The organism is Alkalispirochaeta alkalica DSM 8900, from assembly GCF_000373545.1.
Classification (GTDB): domain Bacteria; phylum Spirochaetota; class Spirochaetia; order DSM-27196; family Alkalispirochaetaceae; genus Alkalispirochaeta; species Alkalispirochaeta alkalica.
On sequence record NZ_KB891704.1, the window covers coordinates 42,018 to 63,417 of the forward strand.

14 protein-coding genes and 1 pseudogene are annotated in these 21,400 nt (G+C 62.2%); 4 read left to right on the forward strand and 11 right to left on the reverse strand.

What is annotated here, in order from left to right; genetic code table 11:
* Positions 1-50 precede the first annotated feature (50 nt).
* The gene (locus tag B071_RS18400) at positions 51-5,024 is read right to left on the reverse strand and encodes a PAS domain-containing protein (protein WP_018526492.1); all 4,974 of its coding nucleotides are present in this window, start codon (positions 5,022-5,024) and stop codon (positions 51-53) included.
* 566 nt (positions 5,025-5,590) lie between these two features.
* Between B071_RS18400 and B071_RS19045 the strand changes: the two genes are divergently transcribed.
* Positions 5,591-5,965, forward strand: coding sequence for an RNHCP domain-containing protein (locus B071_RS19045; protein ID WP_083914626.1), 375 nt, complete (start codon positions 5,591-5,593; stop codon positions 5,963-5,965).
* Positions 5,966-6,078: 113 nt separating this feature from the next.
* Positions 6,079-6,957, forward strand: a pseudogene (rsgA, locus tag B071_RS20275) (ribosome small subunit-dependent GTPase A); the annotation flags it as partial.
* A 177-nt stretch (positions 6,958-7,134) separates the two neighbouring features.
* On the opposite strand, the gene B071_RS0107530 reads toward rsgA, so the two are convergent.
* The 9 genes from B071_RS0107530 to B071_RS0107570 form a co-directional block, all read right to left on the reverse strand.
* Entirely contained in the window at positions 7,135-8,412 is a 1,278-nt protein-coding gene (locus B071_RS0107530) for a TRAP transporter large permease (RefSeq protein WP_018526493.1), read from the reverse strand.
* Entirely contained in the window at positions 8,406-8,888 is a 483-nt protein-coding gene (locus tag B071_RS0107535) for a TRAP transporter small permease (RefSeq protein WP_018526494.1), read from the reverse strand. Before B071_RS0107535 ends, B071_RS0107530 begins: the two co-directional genes overlap by 7 nt.
* Before the next feature lie 105 nt (positions 8,889-8,993).
* Positions 8,994-10,067, reverse strand: coding sequence for a sialic acid TRAP transporter substrate-binding protein SiaP (locus tag B071_RS0107540; protein ID WP_438829630.1), 1,074 nt, complete (start codon positions 10,065-10,067; stop codon positions 8,994-8,996).
* 21 nt (positions 10,068-10,088) lie between these two features.
* On the reverse strand, positions 10,089-10,985 hold the full coding sequence (locus tag B071_RS16530; RefSeq protein WP_018526496.1) for an N-acetylneuraminate lyase: 897 nt from the start codon (positions 10,983-10,985) through the stop codon (positions 10,089-10,091).
* 222 nt (positions 10,986-11,207) lie between these two features.
* Complete coding sequence (locus B071_RS0107550) at positions 11,208-11,918, reverse strand: GntR family transcriptional regulator (protein WP_018526497.1); 711 nt, start codon at positions 11,916-11,918, stop codon at positions 11,208-11,210.
* Positions 11,919-11,930: 12 nt separating this feature from the next.
* The gene (locus B071_RS16535) at positions 11,931-13,229 is read right to left on the reverse strand and encodes an AGE family epimerase/isomerase (protein WP_438829633.1); all 1,299 of its coding nucleotides are present in this window, start codon (positions 13,227-13,229) and stop codon (positions 11,931-11,933) included.
* A gap of 176 nt (positions 13,230-13,405) precedes the next feature.
* Positions 13,406-14,677, reverse strand: coding sequence for a carbohydrate ABC transporter permease (locus tag B071_RS0107560; RefSeq protein WP_245534069.1), 1,272 nt, complete (start codon positions 14,675-14,677; stop codon positions 13,406-13,408).
* Positions 14,667-15,884, reverse strand: coding sequence for a carbohydrate ABC transporter permease (locus B071_RS0107565; protein WP_438829634.1), 1,218 nt, complete (start codon positions 15,882-15,884; stop codon positions 14,667-14,669). The genes B071_RS0107560 and B071_RS0107565 overlap by 11 nt, the downstream gene beginning before the upstream one ends.
* A gap of 198 nt (positions 15,885-16,082) precedes the next feature.
* Positions 16,083-17,507, reverse strand: coding sequence for an ABC transporter substrate-binding protein (locus B071_RS0107570; RefSeq protein ID WP_438829631.1), 1,425 nt, complete (start codon positions 17,505-17,507; stop codon positions 16,083-16,085).
* A gap of 394 nt (positions 17,508-17,901) precedes the next feature.
* Here B071_RS0107570 and B071_RS16540 point away from each other — a divergent pair, with 394 nt between their 5' ends.
* Positions 17,902-19,638, forward strand: a complete 1,737-nt coding sequence (locus B071_RS16540) for a sugar phosphorylase (protein ID WP_438829635.1) — start codon at positions 17,902-17,904, stop codon at positions 19,636-19,638.
* Between the two features lie 557 nt (positions 19,639-20,195).
* Positions 20,196-20,972, forward strand: coding sequence for a glycosyltransferase family 4 protein (locus B071_RS20480; protein WP_438829636.1), 777 nt, complete (start codon positions 20,196-20,198; stop codon positions 20,970-20,972).
* An 80-nt stretch (positions 20,973-21,052) separates the two neighbouring features.
* On the opposite strand, the gene B071_RS0107585 is transcribed toward B071_RS20480, so the two are convergent.
* On the reverse strand, positions 21,053-21,397 hold the full coding sequence (locus B071_RS0107585; protein ID WP_051075276.1) for an inorganic phosphate transporter: 345 nt from the start codon (positions 21,395-21,397) through the stop codon (positions 21,053-21,055).
* Positions 21,398-21,400 lie beyond the last annotated feature (3 nt).

The following is a 21,400-nucleotide window of genomic DNA, read 5'->3' on the forward strand; positions in this document are numbered from 1 at the left end:
CGGGCCCGGCCGACCTGCTCCGGCAAGGCACCTCCGGCAGAACACCTCCGTCAGAATACCCCCGGAAGGTAGCGGCCCAGGCACTCCCGAAGTTTTTCGGGATCCACGGGCTTGGTGAGGAAGTCGTCCATGCCCGAGGCGAGGCACCGCTCCCGCTCCTCCCTGAGGGCCCCCGCCGTGAGCGCCACGATCGGGGATGAGCGCCCCCCCGAGGAGAGATCCAGCCCCCGGATCTCCCTGGTGGCCTGAACCCCGTCCTTCTCGGGCATCTGGACGTCCATAAAGACCAGATCCGGCGATTCCCTGCGGTAGAGCTCCACCGCCTCGGCACCGTTCACCGCCTCGAGCAGCCGCGACGAGGGGAGCAGTTTTGCCAGAAGCGCCTTGATCATGATCATGTTCATCGCCACGTCTTCGGCGATGAGGATCGTCACCTCCCCTGTGGACCGACAGGCCTCCCCGGGAAGGCCCTCCTGGCCTCCCTGCCCTGCCCGATCGCCCGGGGGTGGAGGAAGCGCTTCTGCTGTCTCTCCCTGCTGCGCTCCCTCGCCCGGACTGTCCCTGGGGGGCCTCACGGGGTCCGCGATAGTGCCCAGGTATTCCGCCAGGTCGTCGGCTCTGACGGGCTTGGTCAGGCGAAAGAGGATTCCCAGATCCTCGCACTCCCGCTGGAGATTCCCCGTCTCTGCCGATGAGTGGAGGAGCACCACCGGTTGTTCCTCCGCCGTCAGAGCCAGGTTTGTGCGGATCATCCTGACCGTCTCCAGCCCGTCCAGACCGGGCATGTGATAGTCGCAGATGATCACATCGAAGGGCCCCTCCCGCTTCAGGAGCTCTACCGCCTCGGCACCGCCCCCACAGGATTGGACAGCCAGCCCCCAACGCCCCAGAAGCTCTTCCAGGATCAGACGGTTGCTGGCGTTGTCGTCCACCACCAGGACACGCCAGCCTGCGGGCACCATCGGACTCCGGCCATCCTGGTCCCGCTCTACCCGGGCGGAAAAGGCGAAGGAGAAGACCGTTCCCCGGCCGGGCTCGCTTTCCACGCGGATTTTGCTGCCCATCTTCCGGGCGATCATCTCCGAAATAATGAGCCCCAGGCCAGTGCCCCCGAACTTTCGTGTGGTAGAACTGTCGGCCTGGGAAAAGGCGCGAAAGAGCTTCTCCCTCTCCAGCTCCGATATGCCGATCCCCGTGTCACGAACGGAGATATGGAACACGCCCTGACCGGACTCATGGCCTGTCCCCTCTTCCTGATCATCAGCCTGGCCCTGGAAGCGAAGGGCCAGTTCCACCTCACCCGACTCGGTGAATTTCACGGCGTTGCCCAGGAGATTTGCCAGGATCTGCTTGAGCCGCACGGGATCGACCAGGGCCCAGCGGGGCATGGCGGGATCGATATTGAGAAGCACCTCCAGGCCCTTTCGGGAGGCACCGTAGCTGATAATATCCACGCTGCTTTCCAGGAGCGCCCTCATGTCCACCCTGATCTCCTCGAGCTCCATCATCCCCGCCTCTATCTTGGAGAAGTCCAGAATGTCGTTGATTATTTCCAGCAGGGTATGGCCCGAGACGTTGGCGTTATCCACGTACTGCTTCTGTACGGGTGAGAGGGGTGTGTCCTTCAGGAGTTCCGTGAACCCGATAACCCCGTTCAGGGGAGTACGAATCTCGTGACTCATGTTAGCCAGAAAGTCTGATTTGGCTTTACTGGCGGCCTCGGCCTCCTCTTTGGCCAGGAGCAACTCCTTCTCGCTCCTCTTGCGGGCAGTGATGTCCTGGTGGGTGCCCATGACAAGCTCGGGCTCCCCCTGGCTTGTCCAGGAGACCACCTTGCCCCGATCAAGAACCCAGACCCACTCACCACCCTTGTGACGCATCCGTGATTCGCACTCGTAATAATCTCGTTCCCCCCGGAAGTGTTCCTCCAGGATTTCACCACTTCGTCTCAAATCATCGGGATGAACAAAACGCGTCCAGGTCTCGATCGAGATCGGGGCGAGTTCCTCCAGGGTATAGCCGATGATCCCGGCCCAGCGTTCATTAAAAACCGTTTCCCCCGTGGGAACGTTCCATTCCCAGGTACCCACATTGGTACCCTCGATGATGCCGGCCAGACGCGATCGTTCCCGGGCCAGAGCCAGCTCCGCCGATTTCTGCCGGGTCTGGTCGTAGAGGTAGCCGCGAATCGCCAGGAGTTCTCCCTGGTCATCGTGGACGAGCATGGTGAAGTCGTAAAACCACCGGTACTGGCCGTCGCCGCATTTCAGGCGATAGGACTGTTCGTAGGCCCCCGTACGATTCGAAATGTGGGAGGCCACCTCCCGGGAGATGCGCTCGGCATCGTCGGGGTGAATGAGCGTGGCGTAACAGAAATCCCGACGCGTCATCTCCCGGGGGGTGTATCCCAGAATCTGGGTGACATTGGCAGAGACGGAACGAACGGGCCAGCCCCGGGTGGGCGCCCATTCTATGGTAAAGACCGGACCCGCCGTGAAGAGATTTCGCTCGTACTGCAACTGCTCCTCCATCTTCCTGCGGTCGGTCATGTCGGACCAGGCCCCGGTGATCTCCAGCCCCTCCCTGCCCCGACTAACCACGTTGTGCCGATCCAGTATCCAGTGCCACTGTCCCCGGTTATCCCTGAAGCGGTACTCCACCTCCAGGGAATCGCGCTCTTCCAGACCCTGCAGGGCAGTCAGGACCCGCTCCAGGTCATCGGGATGGACGCAGCTCTTCCAGAGATCGATGCAACCGATAAAGTCCTCGGGCTGGTACCCCAGGATCTCTGTTACCTTGCTGCTGATGAAGACCAGATCGGGCTCGCCCCGGGAATCGATGACGTAGCTGTAGAGAACAACCGGTGTGGTGGCTACAATCTGTTTTATCTGCTCTCGGGCCTCGCGAAGCTTCCTGTCTGCCTCCTTGCGGGCTGTTATATCCATCTGCACACCAAAATGCCCCAGAAACCGTCCCTGGTCGTCGTAGAGGCACCGGTAGTCGCCCTCGATAACGATGGGAGTTCCGTCGTCCCTGCGCCGTTCCCGGGTCTCCACGTGCCACGCCCCCCGGTCAAAGAGACCCCGCCAGATCTCCCGGGCGTGGTCCGGGTCGTGGCGAAAGAGCTCCCGCACGGTGATGCCGATAAACTCTTCCCGGCTTGCACCGTATTGGTCGAGCATGGCCTGGTTTACCCGGGTCATGCGCTGGTGGTCCAGGGCGTACTCGACCATGCGATCCCTGGAGGCCCAGTCCTGCCAGTCCAGGGGCTGATCCAGAAGGCAGATAAAGAACCCGTAGAGGGACTGGTTAAAAAACTGATCGGTGATGTTCTTCTCCCGGGCGATCTCCTCTTCTTTCAGCACCCGTTCCGTGATATCCGTGGCGATACCGCTATGCCGGATGATTTCCCCCTCGTCGTCACGAACGGGGAAAGACCGGGCGCGAACCCACCGCACCGTACCATCGGGACGAAGAACACGGTATTCCTCGTCAAAGCGGTGGTTCTCCAGATACGAGCCGTAGGCCGCCTCAATCCGGGCTGCGTCGTCGGGATGAAGGGACCTGAAAAAAGAGCGGGGATCATCGTAGAGACTCTGGCAGGTACGGCCCCAGACGCTCTCGTAGGAGGGGCTGATGTAGAGCATCTCGCTGTCGTCGGCGCTGCGGAGCCAGAAGACCTCGCCCATGCTCTCGGTGATGTGCCGCAACCTCAGTTCGCTCTCGCGCAGCTCCTCCCGGGCCCGGAACCGCTCGATCCCGTCCCCCACGATCACCCCCAGAATCCTCAGGAGCGACACCTCTTCCCGGGACCAGTGGCAGCGGCGATGGACCGCATCGAGACCGATGAAGCCGATCATCCTGCCCCCCGGACTGCCTTCATCGGGGACTGGTCCGCTTCGGGGAACGTCGGCCAGAGGAATCGAGAGGAGAGACTGAATGCCCTGAGCCAGGAACTCCCCTTTCTCCGGGCCGGCCTCGGGGGGAAGACTATCCACCGAGGAGATCAGGACACAGCCCTCGGTCTCCATGCGCTCCCGCCACCAGGGCATGGAGTCCAGGGGGATATCCCGGGCGCGGTGCATCTGGGAGAGGGTATTGTCGGAGCACCACTCGTGAGTGTTGGTCATGAAGCGTCCGTCGGGGGTGAACCGGAAGAGGTAGCTCCTGTCGGCACAGAAAAAGTTCCCCAGCCGCTCCAGGACGGTGTCGATCACCCTGTCGAGCTCCGGAGTGTCCCCGATATCAGCAAAGGAGGCCGACGCGGCGGCCAGGATTTTCTGAAACTCCAGCTGCCGCCGATTGTTTTCTTCGTTTCTGACCCGTTCGGTGATGTCCCGGGCTGCAGCGTAGATGAGTTCTCCCCGGGGATGGGAACGCCACTCGATATACCTCCAGGAGCCGTCCCTGCTGCGGTACCGGTTGGTGAAACACAGGAGATCTTCCCCTTCGGCGAGGGTAGAGATCGCCTTCAGCGTCGGCTGGAGATCATCGGGATGGACAAAGTCGAGAAAGCGCCGCCCCTCCAGCTCCTCCCGGGAATAGCCCAGGATGTCGCTCCAGGCCTGGTTGGTCTTCAGGAAACGTCCCTCCAGATCGGCGATGCAGAGCAGGTCCAGGTTGACCGAGAAAAACCGTTCCAGTTCTTCTTCCTGGACTTTCCGGCGGGTAATATCCGTGAAGGTCGTGGTGAAATACCCCGGGCTGTGGGAGAAGGCGTGGACCTGATACCACCGCCCCAGGACCTCGGAATAATGCTCGAAAGTTTCGTTGCCACCCTGGAGGGCAACCCGGCCAAAGAGCTCCACCAGGGCGTGGTCCACCTGCTCCCGGGTCCAGAGGGTCTCCCGGGCTGTTTTACCGAGAATATCCCCGGCATCCAGGCCCGTGAGGGTCTCGAAGGCGGGGTTTACCTCAAGAAAGCGAAAGTCCCGGGGCCGGCCCTCGTCGTCCAGGAGAATCTGATGGTGAGCGAAGCCAAAGGGAGAGGCCCGAAATAATTCGTTCAGATCGGAGGAGTCCACGCTGTCCCATGTCCTTTCAGCCCTTGTGTGCCGGAACACCCGCTGCTCCAGCCGGTTCTTTTCCAGTATCGTTCAGGGGCCGGAAAGATTTCAACGGCGGGTTTTCCGGGGGGCCCGACATGCCGTGAGTGCAGAGGGTTCTTGCCTGCGGCCTTTCCCGTTCTGTAATACAATGAGCAGCTATAATAATGGCAGCCGCCCCTGAAACGTGCCTGCAGGCAGCTCTTCTCGAGCCGGCAGGTGTTCCGGCAGGTTCACCTCCGCGCGGTGGAAACGAGCGGTGTCCAGAGCCTTTCCGAATTTTTGAGAATACACCGAAGGTTGCAAAAGGATATCACCAGGAGGAGAACCCGGGGATTGACACAATCCGCCGAGGGTGGAATTATCCCAAGTCTATGGTATTGGCTTTTGTGATATAGGCGCATCTGTTCCGGTGGCGCGTTGCGCCCCGTCCAGCTTGCCCTCGCGCATTTTTACCGATTCACCCTGCTGAATCTGCAAGCTCACGAACAGGTGCGTCATACCCCGAGCGAGAGATCATACTGATTTCGAGTCGAGGTACGACCATGTCACGCCATAGTATTATTCACCATACCGGGGATGATTCCTTTCTCTGCGTTGCCTGCGGCCAGGGTGTTGGCCCGGCCCGGACGGGCACGCGCAACCGCAACCACTGCCCCTATTGCCTCGCCAGTCTCCACGTTGACCTGAAGCCGGGCGACCGCCGCTCCGGTTGCAGGGGGCTCATGGAAGCGATCGGGGTCTACGTGCAACCCAAGGGCGAGTGGAGTATTATCCATCGCTGCACCAGTTGCGGGGTACTGAAGATGAACCGGATCGGTCCCGACGATTGCGAGAGGGCTCTTCTGGCTCTGGCAGCACGTCCCCTGACCAGACTCCCCTTTCCGCTGGAGGCTTTGACCGCAGGGGCAGACCGATGAGTTCCCCTGCCTTTTGGGGCTGGACCGGGGCGGAAGATGCCCTGAGGGGCAACATCCCGGGGGAGTTCATTCCGGCCCGGGTCAGGGTGGCCCATTCCTCGTCCTGGCAGGTTATGGTTCCCGGGCAGGACCGGGAGGTCCAGGTAAAACTCGCCGGGTCGTTTTTGCATCACGGCTCCGATTCCGGGGAGGCTCCCCTGCCCCGGACGGGGGACTGGGTGCTTCTTTCTCCCTCGGGGGAGGTGATCCACCGGCTCCTGCNACGCCGAACGGCCCTGATCCGTCAGGAGGCCGGCCGGGCCAGGCGTCCCCAGGTGCTGGCGGCCAATGTGGACAGGGCGTTCCTGGTCTTCGGTCTCGACGGAGAGCGGAGTTTCTCTCCGGGGCTGCTGGAACGGCTTCTCACGATTACGGCCGGGGCCGGGGTGAGGCCCGTGGTGATTCTGAACAAGGTTGATCTGGCTGCTCCCGGGAAACGGGAACGGATTGTCGGCCAGGTCCAGGCTCATTATCCCGATCTTCCTCTGTATATCACCTCGGCGCTCCCCGGCGGGAATTGCTGCGGCGAGGGGCTGGAGGAGGTGCGACGGCTTGTCCCTGCGGGTACAACGGCTTGCTTTCTGGGCCGCTCCGGGGCGGGAAAATCGAGCCTTATCACGGCGCTCTTCGGGGAGGGGTCCCCGGAGGGGGAGCGTATCAGGAGCGGTTCTGTGCGTTCCCGCGATGCCAGGGGACGCCACACCACCTCGGCGGCCACGCTCTGGATGCTTCCCCCGGGGTTCGGGTGCGGCGAGGGCGGGATGGTGATCGATACGCCGGGCCTGCGGGAGATCCAGCTCTGGGGAGACCGGGATGTGCTGGGAGATAGTTTTGCCGATATCGATGATCTGGCGGGGGGGTGCCGCTTCCGGGACTGTCGGCACCAGGGTGAGCCGGGGTGCGCTGTCCAGGGGGCGCTTGCCCGGGGGGATCTGCCGCTGCAGCGTTTTGAGCATTATCTTGAATACCGCCAGGAGCTGCTGNGTGCCGCCGGGGCTCGGGGNTNCCGGGTCCGGGGGGGTGNCGGAAGACCGGCCGCCCCGGCCCGGCGGCGGCGACAGAGCCGGACAAGCCGGGGCGATCAGCCGGGCTGGAGGCAGGGGGGTGCTCCCCCCTGCCGGAATCGGGTGTTACCGCAGCAGGCCCGGCAAAAAGAGCGATATCTGGGGAAAGAAGACCAGCAGGAGCAGGGTGATCACCAGAGGAACCAGAAAGGGCAGCACTCCCCGGGTAAGGACGTGGAAGGGGATGTTTCCTACCCGACTCACCACGAAGAGGGCTGTTCCCATGGGGGGGGTCAGGATTCCGANCATCAGGTTGAAGACCACGATGATTCCAAAGTGGACGGGGTCTACTCCNGCNGCCAGGACGGTGGGGAGCAGGACCGGTACCAGGATGATCAGCAGGGGCAGCGCGTCGATGATCGCACCCAGGACCAGGAGCAGAATGTTGATGGAGAGGAGCAGGATGATGGGGTTCTCGCTGAAGGCGAGGAACGCCTGGGCTACCCGCAGGGGCATCTGCTCCCGGGCGATGATCCAGCCGAAGAGGCTCACCCCCAGGACCAGGAGGAAGATGGTTCCCGTGGTTTTGACGCTCTCCAGGATAATATGAAAGAGTTTCTTCCAGGTGAGTTCGCGGTANACCAGNGCCCCGATAAAGAGCGAATAGGTGGCTGCTACAATGGCTGCTTCGGTGGGGGTGAAGACACCGGAGAAGATTCCCGCCAGGATGATCACCGGCGTGAGGAGGGCAAAGAAGGCCCGCTTGTAGCTGGTCCAGATTTCTGCCAGCGAGGCCCGCTNGCCCCGGGGATAGTTGCGGCGCCGCGCCAAAAAGGCCGACATGATCATCAGGGTGAGGGCTGTGAGGACTCCCGGGATGAAGCCGGCGATAAAGAGCCGCTCTATGGATTGGTCTGCCACCACGGCGTAGATAATGAGNGAGGTGCTGGGGGGGACCAGGGGTCCGATGATGCACGAGGCTGCCGTGACGCCCCCGGCGAAGCCGTCGTCGTAGCCTTCGTCGCGCATCGATTTTATCTCGAGTTGCCCCAGTCCTCCTGCATCGGCCAGGGCGGAGCCCGACATGCCCGAGAAGATCAGGCTTGCAAAGATGTTTACGTGGGCCATGCCGCCCTGGAGGTGTCCCACCAGGGTTTTTGCGAAGGTGAAGATTCGTTCCGTGATGCCTCCGCCGTTCATCAGGTTTCCCGTGAGAACAAAAAAGGGCACGGCCAGCAAAATGAAGTCGTTGACTCCCTCTACCATCTGTTCCAGGGCGAAGCTGATGAGCTGGGGTGTGCCCGAGAGGAAGAAATAGAAGAGCGATACAAAGATCAGGGAGTAGCCCACGTGGAATCCCAGAAGCAGCAGGGCAAACCAGAGGATGAACACCAGGGTCAGCATCGGTCGGCCTCCCCGGGTCCGCCGGATTGCCGCAGGAGGCCCCAGGTCTGGAGGCTCACCTCGAGGGATACCAGCGCCCCCAGGATGCTCAGGGGAACATAGAGAAACCAGGAACTTACGTTGATGGTTATCATGTAGATGACTGCCTTTCGTGCTGCCAGGATCATCCCTTGCCGGATCAGAAAGATGCAGCAGGCCAGTATGATCAGGTTAAAGAGGATCTCCACTACCCGGAGTGCTCGCGGTGCGAGGCGGGAGAGGATCATGTCGATTCGCACATGAATTTTGTCCCGCTGGGCCAGGTGCGCCCCCAGAACTCCCATGTAGATAAAGAGAAGCCGCGAGAGTTCGTCGGTCCAGGGTACGGGAACTCCCAGGATGTAGCGTGATATAATCTGCCAGAGAATCAGGAGCAGAATAACTGAAAACAANAAAACTGCCAGGGCCTCTTCGGCGCGTCGTAGTGTACGGTGCATACCTTCCCTTCGGGTCTGNCGCCAGCGGGGCCGGGCCCCGGTGGCGACAGATTACGGATTGTCCTTTTCTCTGAACGGTTTCTCTGAACGGTGCCGGAGCTCCGATTATGGCCGGACGCTGTTGATCGCCTCCATCGCCGCGGAGCCGTACTCCTTCTCGTACTCGNCAATCAGGGGCATGTTCGCGCTGCGNAACCCCTCCCTGTCGGGGCGCGTGATGGTCAGGCCCTGCTCCTGGAAGTAGGCGAGCAAGCCNTCTTCCTGTTCCACGAAGCGGCGGGTGTGGAGATCGGCGGCCTCCTGCGCGGCCTGGCGAAGGATTTCCTGTTCCGCCCCGGAGAGGGTCTGCCAGAGCGACTCGCTGATGATGTAGTTCTGNTCGTTGATGATGTGGCCCGTCAGGGCGATGTGAGACTGAACTTCGTAGAACTTCATGGCGTAGATCGCCGGGAGGGGGTTCTCCTGTCCGTCTACGGCGTTGGTCCGCAGCGCCAGGTAGACCTCTCCGAAGGCCATGGGCGTGGGGGCTGCTCCGCTGTTGCGGGCAAAGGCCATGTTTGCCTTGGCGTTGGGTACGCGCAGCTTGAGATTCCGCATGTCGGCGACGCTGTTGATTGCCCGGTTTGACGAGGTCTGACGCGTTCCGTTGTAGGCGTTCGCCAAAAGCCGCCAGCCCCGCTCCCGGAAATCGTCGTTCATCTTCTGGCCGAAGGGGGTCTCCAGGGATGCCAGGAGGTGGTCGAAGGAATCAAAGACGAAGGGATACTGGAATATCTCGGCGTAGGGGACCCACAAACCCATACGGCCCGTCTCGCCGAAGGTGAAGTCCAGAACGCCTGCGGAGACCTGCTCCAGCATNGCCCGGTCGTCACCGAGCTGGGAGCCCGGGAAGAGGCTCACCGTCATGGCTCCTTCGCTCAGGACTTCCAGCCGGTCGGCGAAGAAGCTCGCTGCTTCGTACTCGATCGAGGCGGTTCCTGCTACAAGGCCCATCTTGAAGTTTCGGGGTTGCCCCTCGGCTGCTTCTTTTGTTCCTCCCGCGAAGAGTCCTGCTGCGAGAACCACTCCGATTACGCCTGCTGCCAATAGTCGTTTCATTTCTTCTCCTCCTTGATGATACTTCACATATTCTCTGTTCCGGGAAGATCCTGCCGGGGTTTTCACCCGGCGCGGGGTCATCCGGAAAACAGGTTCCGTTGTTTATCCCAGGGACGCCAGGACCCTGGTGATATGGGCGTCGATCCGGGCCGATTCCTCCTTCTGGGAGGCCGTGAGCGGGAGGAAGGGCTTCCGGCAGAGTCCGCCTCCCAGACCTCGCCGTTCCAGAATGTCCTTCAGGGTGGGATACAGGTTGTTTCCCACGAGCATCTCGATGATGGTGTTGAGTTCCCGCTGAAGGTGCCCTGCCCTGGCGAGGTCGCCCTCCCGGAAGGATTCCCACAGGGCGATGGCCAGGGGGGCCGTGACGTTGTAGGTGCTTCCGATGGCACCGTTCACNCCCAGGGAGAGGGCCGGCAGGAGCAGTTCGTCGTAGCCGTTGTACATGACGAAGTCCGGCAGCTGCCCGCGAAGCCGTTCGAGCTTGAAGAGGTCGTCGGCGGTGAACTTGATCCCTGCCATCCCGGGAATGGCGGCGAGTCTGGCGATTTCCTGGCTGGTGAAGGTCCGGCCCGTCAGGGCGGGGATGAAATACATCACCATGGGAAGTTTCGAGATTTCGCAGAGTTCCTGGTAGTAGGAGAGGATCTCCTGAAAGGAGAAGCCGTAATAGTAGGGCGTAACGGCCGAGATGGCGCGGTACCCCAGGGCCTGGGCCCGTTCGGCCAGGTAGAATGAATCGTCCACGTTCTGGGCCCCGATGTGGGCGATCAGGGGGACTCTGGATGCGACTGTTTCCGATGCGATGGCCAGGACCTCTTCGCGCTGGCTCACGGACATGAGAAAGCATTCGCCGGTGCTGCCACCAACGTAGAANCCCGAGACTCCGCAGTCCAGGGTGTATTCCAGCAGCGAGACCAGGTGATCCCNCAGGGTTTCTCCCCTGGAATCAACGGGGGTAAGCAGGGCGGGGATGATCCCGCCGGGAAGTGCAGACATGTACGCTCCTCAATCTTGTATACAAGTTATTCTAAACTAGTATACAAGATTGTCAAGCCCGTTCTTCCGGTTTTTGCCTTTTCCGGGGGGCGAGGCAAGCCCGGCCAGCGCCAGCGCCAGCGCCAGCTGCCAGCGACAGCGACAGCGACAGCGACAGCGACAGCGACAGCGACAGCGACAGCGACAGCGACAGCGACAGCGCAGAATACGCCGGGGCGACGGTCAGAGGTCCACGGGGTACTTGTTTCTGATTTTTTTGTGTTTCCAGAGGTGGGTTTCGATCAGGTCTTCCCCCAGGGCGCAGTCCCCCGCTTTGAGGGCCTCCAGGATCAGGGCGTGTTCGCGGTTGGAGGTGCGGACCACGGCCATGCTGGTACCGGCTCCTTCCTGAAAGAGGTTCGAGTAACGCAGGTTCAGGCCGTCGAAGGTGCGGCAGAGCAGGTCGTTTCGCGAGGCTTCTATGAGCCCCCGGTGGTAGGCGAAGTGGACTTCCGAGAATTCCCGGGGCGAGAAGGTGGGCTGGTCCAGGAGGTGCTGCATTTTTTCGACCCGTTCCGCTTGCTCGGCCAGTTCCCGGGGGGTGATGGTTTTTATGGCGAGGCGGAAGGCGAGTTTTTCCAGGTAGGTGCGGACTTGTTCTATTTCCACGAGTTGGGCCGGGGTTTCCTTGCGGACGTAGGTTCCCGATTTGGGGATGGTCAGGAGCAGGCCTTCGTACTGGAGCCGCTTGAAGGCTTCGCGGATGGGTGTCCGGCTGCAGTTGTAGCTCCGGGAGAGGGTGGTTTCCGAGAGTTTCTGGTCCGGTTTGATTGTTTCCTGGACGATGCCGTTCCGCAGGTCCTGATATATTCGTTCCACCAGATCGTTATCGTTGCTGCCGTGGTTGTCGTGGCTGTCGCGGTTATCGTGGCTGTCGCGGTTATCGTCCTTCACTGGTGCCTCTGCTCATGAGGGGTTCCGGGCCGGCGATGCTGGCGGTGGTGGCGGCGATTCCGGGTCCGGCGTTGCTGCTCCATGGTGCTGTTCTCCTGCTACGGTGTATATGGTGTGGTACATCCGGGGGATGTGAAAGGGTCCCTTGAACATATTACCCTTGATCCGCGACGAAATTGAACCGTCCCGGTGGAGGTATCCGTACCATTCTCCGTGGAGGGGGTCGATGAAGTGTTCTTCCTGCCACGAGAGGACCCGGGTAAAGCGTTCNTGCCAGCGGGGTTCGCCCGAGAGGGTCCAGGAATAGAGGGCGGCCAGGGCTGCTTCGTTGTGGGGCCACCAGAACTTCATGTCGTGCCAGTATTCCGTGGCGGATCGCCCCAGAAGGTCCCGAAAGTAGAAGAATCCTCCGTATTCATCGTCCCAACCTCGCTGCCACATCCATTCTGCCATGGTGAGGCCCTGGCGGNTGAGGGNGTCACGGCGGGGGCCGGGGGCGGCCAGGGAGGCTTCGCGCAGGATGAACCAGGCTGCNTCCAGNGCGTGGCCGGGGTTCAGGGTTCGNCCCTCGAAGTGGTCCAGGATCCGGCCGTCTGTTCCCAGAATTTCCAGGACTGCCTGGTGTTCGAAGGAGAGGAATCCCCCGATCTCTTCTATTTCCCCGTCGATCCGCCGGGTGTAGTCCGGGGCGTTCCGGGGGTCGGCCAGGCGCAGCTCCTGGAGTACCCANACCATGATCATGGGGAGGGCCAGCCCTTTCATGGGTCGTACCTGGGGGTCAACTTTTGGTTCCAGCAGCCCCGGGGTGGTGCGATAGCGGTCTATGGTGTCCAGGCACCGCAGGGCTTCGGCGAGGTAGCCTTCCTCCCCCGAGGCCCGCGAAAAGGCTGCGTTGGCGGCCACGGCGAAGCATTCCGAGAAGAGGTACCGCCTGCGTTTGATGAGCCCCCGGCCNCTTTGGTCGAGGCGGAAGAAGAAGCGCCCTTCCCTGTTTCCGTTGCGTCTGTCCACGCCAAAGGTGTTGAGGAAGGTAAGGCCCTGACGGGCCGCTTCGAGCCATTGGGGGTTTTCTTNCAGGTCGCAGTAGAGTACCGAGAGGAGCCAGACGAAACGGCCGTGAATCCACACGGGTTTATCCGTATCGATCACCGTGCCGTCCTCGTCGCGGCAGAAGAGAAACCCTCCGTGGGTTTGGTCGATCGAGTGAGGGAGCCAGAAGGGGAGTATCTGCTCCGTTATCTGGCGCCGGGCGTGGTGGCGTAGCGCCTGGGCGTAGTCTGCACCCATGGGATATATCATGGGGTATATCATGGAAGAGCCGGGGGATTTGGTCAATAACTTGTATACAAGTTATCCCNTCGGGGGGTGACGGAAGACCGGCCGCCCCGGCCCGGCGGCGGCGACAGAGCCGGACAAGCCGGGGCGATCAGCCGGGCTGAAGGCAGGGGGGCGGAGCCCCCCTTTTCAGAATCGCCCCATGCACGTTCCTACCCCTTCACTCCTCCTGCGGTGAGGCCNCCCACCAGGAGCCGCTGAAAGCGGAAGAAGAGGATCATGATGGGTACGGTAATGACCGTGGCTCCCGCCATGAGAAACTGCCGGGGTACCTCNTGATCGTCGAGCATGATCATGCCCCGGCTCAGGGTGAAGATTTCCGGGGTGTCCAGGAACATGAAGGCGAAGAGAAACTCGTTCCAGGCGATCATGAACACATAGAGGCCCACCGAGGCGATGGCGGGCATGCTCAGGGGAATGGTGATTTTCCAGATTACCCCTACCCGGGTGAGGCCGTCGATAAGCCCCGCCTCTTCCAGGTCTGCCGGGAGCGACTGGAAGTAGCTGCGCAGCATATAGAGGGCCACGGGGATGGTCATGGCGGCGTAGACGATCAGCAGCCCGAGTCGGGTGTCCCGCAGCCCCAGCTGGGTAAAGACGCTGTAGAGGGGGATCACCAGGACGATGGCGGGGAACATATAGATCAGCAGGATCGCTCGGGAGAGGACAGCCCGGCCGGGAAAGCGCAGCCGCGTGACGGCGTAGGCTCCCAGGATCGCCGGGACCAGGGCAAAGAAGACCGTGGCCACGGCGATGATGCTGCTGTTCAAGATGTACCGGCCAAACCCGAAGCGCCCCAGAACCTGGAGGTACCCGTGAAAGAGCTCTTCCGGGGCNTGCAGGAGGTTGACCCCCAGATTGATGGGGTCCCGCAGGTAATCGGCCCGGCTCTTCAGGCTCGAGGAGACCATAAAGAGAAAGGGGAAGACCACGATCCAGACAAAGAAGATCAGCCCGCCCCCCCGGATCAACCGCACGGCCAGGGTTTCCAGGTGATCTTTTCTGATCCCCCGGGCGGGAATGCCCCCGAGCGCTCCCGCCGTGAGCCGTCCTGCCAGGGCGAAGGCTGCAACCTGCTGAACCATGAGAACAGGAGACATCTGGAAGGAGGGCTCCGCCGGGAGCAGCCACCCCGAGAGAACCCANGGGAGCCCCGCGAGGGCCCCCNCGATCCAGCTGGCCCGGTGGGTTGCCCGGGGAAGGCGCCAGCGCAGGAGGATCACGGCCCACCCCGGAAGGATGCCCGCCACCACCAGGGGGAGGAGGGGGAAGGAGATAACCTGACTGCTTCCCAGGGTTGCCACCAGGGCCCAGACCGAGAGGGTTACGGCCGTTACCAGGCCGCCCAGCAGGGCTGCACAGAGAACCCCCTGGGGGGCCGGTCGGTACTGGGGAACCGGCGCAGAGGAACTGTTATTCATCATCCACCTCCCGGAGGGTACGAAAATAGACGACCATGAAGAGCGCCAGAAGCGCAAAGAGGATCACCGAGGCAGCCGAACCGGCGCCGATGTCAGCGCGGCCGAAGGCGTTGTCGTAGACTTGAATGGGCAGGGTCCGCGTTCCTGCGGCCCCTCCTGTCAGGAGGAAGATGTCGTCGAACTTGTTGAAGGTCCACATGAAGCGAAGCAGAAAGAGTGTGGCCATTACGCTGCGCAACTGCGGCAGGGTGATGGAGAANAACTTTCTGAAGGGGCCCGCGCCGTCCACGTCGGCGGATTCGTAGATTTGATCGGGAATGGCCTGGAAGCGCGCCAGAATAAAGAGAAAGGCGAAGGGGAAATACCGCCAGGAATCGAAGAAGATCACCACCACCAGCGCCAGGGGAACTGTCAGGGGGATGCCGAAGAGGGAAATCTGGTAGGACCGCTCGCTCAGGAAGGAGATCGGTTCCTGAAAGGCCCCCAGCTCCAGGGCCAGGGCGTTGACGGTACCGCTGAAGGGGTCCAGAAAGAAGACCCAGGCAAAGGCGACGGCGATAACCGGTGCTACATAGGGAAAGAGAAAGAGTCCCCGCAGGAGTCCCTGGCCGCGAAAGGAACGGTTCAGCAGCTGGGCCGAGAAGAGGCCCAGGAGGATAGACCCCAGGGCTCCCGTGAAGGGGTAGAAGAAACTCACCCCCAGGGTGCGCCAGAACTCCCGGGCCGTTATGACAAAGCGGAAGTTGTCCAGGGTAAAGTTCAGGCTCAGCAGGGGGTTTCTGGCCCGGACCGTTGTCTCGGGGCTGGTGGGTCTGCGGGAATCCACGGGGGAGGTGAAGAAGTCGTGGTCAGCGCGGAACCTGAGGGGAATATCCACGGAGAAGCCCCCTTCCCANCGGCCCAGATCGGCCTGGAGGAGCCCTTCCCGGAGGACCCACCCCGAGGGGAGTTCCACCGCCGAGAGTCCCCGAGGGAGCGATGCTTCGATGCGCACCTGCTGGATGGGGACGGTGCGGCTGGAGTTTCTCATGCGGTAGGTCAGGTGCAGTTCTTCACCGACGGCCTGGGGCATCTGCGTTACCTGCTCGCGCACCACCGCCGAGGGAGGACGCAGATCCCCCAGACCCACGGACTTGAAGCTGATCCAGAAGTTTGCTGCCACGGGGAAGAGGATGACCATGGCCACGATTGTAAAGGCCGGCAGGAGCATGAAGAAGGCCAGACGCGCCTCGCTCTGTTCCAGGGATCTCCCGGCCCGGGGTGTGGGAGAAATTTTCAGGGCAGCTTTTTTTTTGTTCACAGGCGAACCTCTTTTTCTGTGTGACAAGAACGCAAACCGGCACGGAGAGAAATCCCGGGGGGCGGCCCCCCGGGACACCGGCCCGGAACAAACCGGGCTCTCAGGCTCTTATTTCAGCCGTTCCGTCTCCTGCTGCATGAGGCGCATCGTCTCTTCCACCGACCGCTCGCCGTCGATGTACTCTCGCAAGAGCTCGGCAATGACCCGGGTCTCGTAGAGCCGGGAGGTGAGGTAGCCGTAGCCGTGCTGGTACCCCCAGCGGGATCCCCGCTCGAGCCCGCTCAGCATATCCATAATGACGTCGGGTTCATAGATATCGGCGAGTTTCATGCGGCGCTCGTCGCCCACTTCCAGCTCTGCCCACTCCCGGACGTACCGTTCGGGATCATCGGCGGTACCCATTCTCACGGGGTGCTTCCCCACGGCGGCGATCGCCAGGGTCTCGGCGTAGGCCTCGTTCATGGAGAACTCGATAAACTGCTGGGCGGCCTCCACGTCGGCGTCCACGGTGATGCCAAAGTAGCGAACATCGGCCCAGCCCGCGCCGTCGGGATTGGAGGGGCCGCCAAAACTGGTGGTGAACCCGCTGAGGCCCGCCAGAACATCCGTGGTGGGATCATCACCGAAGCCGGTGACGGGAGCACCATCGCGCAGACCGGCCAGACCGTGGAGAATAAAGGGAGACCACACGATGAGCCCCGTGCGGTTATCGTGGTAGAGCTCGCGGGACTGCTGCCAGTAGAGGTTCCCCGGGGGGCTGTGCTCGGCCAGGAANTTGTAGAACTCCAGGGCTTCCCGCATCTCGGGCGTATCGAGGGTCACCTTTCCCCGGGAATCGACGATATCAACCCCGTTGGCCATGGCCACGTGCTCGAAGACCTGCATCATGTAGACCTGACTCGGGTCTGTGGCCGCCACAGCACCGTAAAACCGGGGCGGATCGTGCAGAGCCGTCACGGCGCGGCGGATCGCATCGTAGGAGGTGGGCGGATCCAGTCCCTTTTCGGCAAAGAGGTCGGCCCGGTAGACCACCAGCTGCGCCCAGCCGTCCACGGGAACGGCCGCGTAGTCGCCCTCGAACTCTACCAGGTTCAATACGCCCGCGCCGTAGGTATCGGCCCCCAGCCGCTCCACCACCTCCGTGGCGGCCTGGGTGTCAAGAATGCCCGCATCGGCCCAGCTGTAGGTGAAGTTCAGGGGATGGTAGATCAGGTCCGGCAGATCGCCTGCGGAAAACGCCGCTGTCGCCCGCTCGCCCATCATGTTCTCCGTTACGGGAACCACCTCCACGGTGATGCCCGTGGCGTCCTGAAATCGCCGGGCAATAGCGCGCTGGGCCTCCATCCGCGCGGGTTGCTCCTCGGTGGTCCAAAGCGTGATGGTTCGCTCCCGGGGAGCGTCCTCCCGGGAACCCCCGGCAAAGGCTGCCGCCGCAGCAAAGACAAGGAGCATCGCCAGGGCGAGTACTCTTCCTGTGTGTTTCATGGAAAACCTCCTTCGTTCCAGGTATCTCTTCAATGGTATTTCCCCCATGCTACGCCCCCTCCGGCAATATGTCAATTGATTTCTGAAATATTTCTGTCTATGTGAAATTTTCAGAAATCAATTGCATCCATCGGAAAGGCGGTCTATAATCGGCGATCATGAAATTATCTCTTGTCAGGTTTTGCAGGGATGGGTGTTGCACTGATAGTTCNTGCAGGGNCAGTTGCTGCAGGGACAGTTCTTGCGNGGACAGGGTTTGCACGGACAGAGGCGCGGGCGTTTGCGCCGACGGCNATGGAGCAGGGCCTGACCGTGGCCCGGGATNCACCCACGCCGGAGACCGCGAGAGAGACTACGAAGGATGCACTCCATGACGATCAAGGAAAACAGTACCGTGCGATCCCTGGCNGAGGAGCTNTTCCCCGGCGAGGCCGGGGATTTTATGGAGAATCTCCAGGAGATTCTGGACCGTCGCTTTCCGGGCCACCCCGGAGACCGCCGTCCCCTGGAGGCCCTGCCCTTCTCCCGGGAAGANCTTGTGCTTATCACCTACGGGGATCAGTTCCTTCCCGAACCGGAGGGTGCTCCCGGCCCGGACCGGCCCGCACCGCTGGAGGGGCTTCTNCATCTTGCCCGGACCCATCTCCGGGAGGTGATCTCCTGCATTCATATTCTNCCCTTCTTTCCCTATACCTCGGACGATGGTTTCTCCGTGAGCGATTACACCCGGGTGAACCCCGACCTGGGAAGCTGGGAACCGATCCAGGAACTGGCGAAGAACTTCAGCCTCGCCTTTGACCTGGTCCTGAACCATACCAGCGCNTCCCACGAGTGGTTCCAGGGCTTTCTCCGGGGAGACCCCCGGTACGCCCGGTTCTACCANCACCGCCCCGAAGGGTACGATTCATCCCGGGTCGTCCGGCCCCGGGTTCACCCCCTGCTCACGCCTTTCAGGGGCCCCGGGGGAAAGACACTCCACGTCTGGACCACCTTCAGCGAGGATCAGGTCGATCTGGACTATTCCAACCCCCAGGTGATGGCCCGGATCATCGACACCCTTCTGCTCTACGTGGAACGGGGAGCCTCCATGATCCGCCTGGACGCGATCGCCTATCTCTGGAAAGAGGATGGGACTCCCTGCATTCACCATCCCTGCACGCACCGGGCCGTGCAGCTCCTGCGCGCGGTGATCGATCATCTGGCCCTGGAGACGGTGCTTCTCACGGAGACCAACGTCCCCCACGAGGAAAATATCAGNTACTTTGGGAACGGCCGGAACGAGGCCCATCTGGTCTACAATTTTGCCCTGCCCCCCCTGACGCTCCAGGCTTTCACGGCAGGGACGGCGGAGAATCTCACCAGGTGGGCCCGAACCCTCCCGGAACCGTCGAANCAGCGGGCCTTTCTCAACTTTCTGGCCTCCCACGANGGGATCGGGGTAACCCCCGCCACGGACTGGCTCACCCCCCGGGAGATGGAGGAGCTTCTCCGNACGGTCGAGGCCCGGGGAGGGCTGGTCTCACGGAAGTCNACCCCGGANGGAGAGGTTCCCTACGAGCTCAACATCAACTACGCCAGCGCCCTGGCCGACCCGGAGCTCTCCGAGGACCTTCAGATCCGGGCCTTTGTCTCTGCCCAGGCGATCATGCTGGCCCTGGCGGGGGTTCCCGGTATCTACGTCCACAGCCTGATCGGCTCGGAGAACTGGGCCGAGGGGCCCCGGGTCTGCGGCCACAACCGGGCCATCAACAGGGAAAAACTCCCCCTCTCCCGGGTGCTGGCCGATCTGGAGGACCCCCGCTCGCGGCGCTCCAGGATCTTTTCCGCCCTGAAAAAGCTGATCTCCCTGAGAAAAGGGGAACCGGCCTTCGAACCCGAGGCTCCCCAGCGGGTGCTGACCGGTCTTCCCCGGGAGCTCTTTGGGCTGTTGCGGTTCACCGAAGAGCGGCAGGTTCTGTGCCTCACCAACACCTCGGCCCGACAGGTTTCACTCCCGGCAGAGGCCATTCCTCCGGCGGGAGAGCCCCTCCCGGCGGGAACCGCCATCCCGGACCGGGCGGGGACCCCCGACAGCCCGGGCTGGCGGGATATGATTACCGGCAGGACCATCGACACCGCCAGGGGAGAACTCTCCCTGGCACCCTACGAGACCCTATGGCTGCGACAGGATCACCTGTGACAGGATTACCCCCGACAGGATCACCTGTGACAGGATCTGCACAGGGAAAGGAAGAGACCATGACACACAGAGGCCCCTGGAAACGAGCCGGCTTTGTGGGAACCCGCTTTGCCGGCACCGACGGTGTATCCCTGGAAACCACCAAGTGGGCCCGGGTTTTGAACGATCTGGGAATCGAGGCGGTCTATTTCTCGGGACTCAGCGACCTTCCCCGGGATATCTCCCGGGTTGCTCCCCTGGCTTTTTTTGATCACCCCGAGGTGGCGTCCCTGCAACGGCGCTGCTTTGGCACCATCCGGCAGCGAAGCCCCGAGACCACGGAAGAACTCTGGCGAATCGCCCGGTCCCTGAAGCAGGAACTCTACCGGTTTTGCGACACCCTGGCTCCGGACTTCCTGGTGATCGAAAACGCCCTGGCGATTCCCATGCACATCCCCCTGGGGCTGGCGATCACGGAGTTTATCGCCGAGACGGGGATTCCCTCCCTGGCCCACCACCACGATTTTGCCTGGGAGCGGGACCGTTTCCGGACAGGAGTCGTCCAGGATCTGCTGGGCATGGCCTTTCCGCCTGACCTGCCCTCGCTGCGCCACGCCGTGATCAACCGTGAGGCCCAACGGCAGCTGGGACTCCGCCGGGGCGTCTCCTCCACGGTGGTTCCCAACGTCTTCGACTTCTCCCTGCCCCAGCCGGGACCGGACGAGTACAACCGCGATCTCCGCGAGAGCCTGGGAATCGCCCCGGACCGGCTCGTGCTTCTTCAGCCCACGAGGATCATCGCCCGCAAGGGTATCGAACACGCCCTGGAACTGGCGGCTCGCCTGGCTCACCGGAATCCCCTCTTTGTGGTTCCCCATCACGAGTCGGACGAAGGCGACGAGTATACCCGGAGAATCTGCGATTACGCCGAACAACTGGGGGTCGATATGATGGTCCGGCCCGACCGGATCGGGCTGAACCGGGGAAAAACAGACCGGGGCGAGAAGGTCTACAGCCTCTGGGACCTCTACGTTCACGCNGACTTTGTTACCTTTCCCTCGCTCTACGAGGGCTACGGCAACGCCTTTGTGGAGGCCCTCTTCTTCGGGAAACCCCTTCTGGTGAATCGCTATTCCGTGTACCGCGAGGATATCGAACCCCTGGGGTTCCAGGCGGTNACGATCGAGGGGTATCTCACCCAGGCTGCTGTGGAGGAGGTGGAGGCCCTTCTGGACAACCCCGACGAACGCGAGCGNCAGGCGCGCCTGAACCGGGAGATCGCCACGCGCCACCTCTCGCTTGATCTGCTCGAGGAGAAGATAACGATGCTTCTCGATGATCTGCCCAGGGTGTAACGCCGGGCACGGCCCGGGGAGGTCCCGGGCGCAGCACCCCCGGGGGGGTTCCCCGGGGACACTCCGATTTCAGACGAATTTTAGACGAAGACCTGCTGCATGAAGACGTTCTGCATAACGTAGAGCGCCACNTAGCANAGGATCGCCGCCATGGCGGGGGTGGCAACCCAGCCCAGCACGATGTTACGCAGGAGCTTCAGGTTCATGTTGCGCCCGCCCTTGGCCAGCCCCACCCCGAGGATCGAGCCCACCGCAGCCTGGGACTGCGAGACCGGCACCAGCGGAAACGAGGGCAATCCCACGGACTCCATAGCCTCCTTGAGCCCCTGGGAGGCAAAGAGGAAGAGCACCAGCGCCGTGGAGACGATCACCACGCAGGCCGTGATCGGCGAGAGCTTGAAGAGCTTGGACCCCACCGTGAGCATCAC

What these genes read in the sequence shown, in the direction of transcription:
- B071_RS19045 (WP_083914626.1), top strand. Translation starts at nt 5,591, where the DNA reads ATGTCACGCCATAGTATTATTCACCATACCGGGGATGATTCCTTTCTC.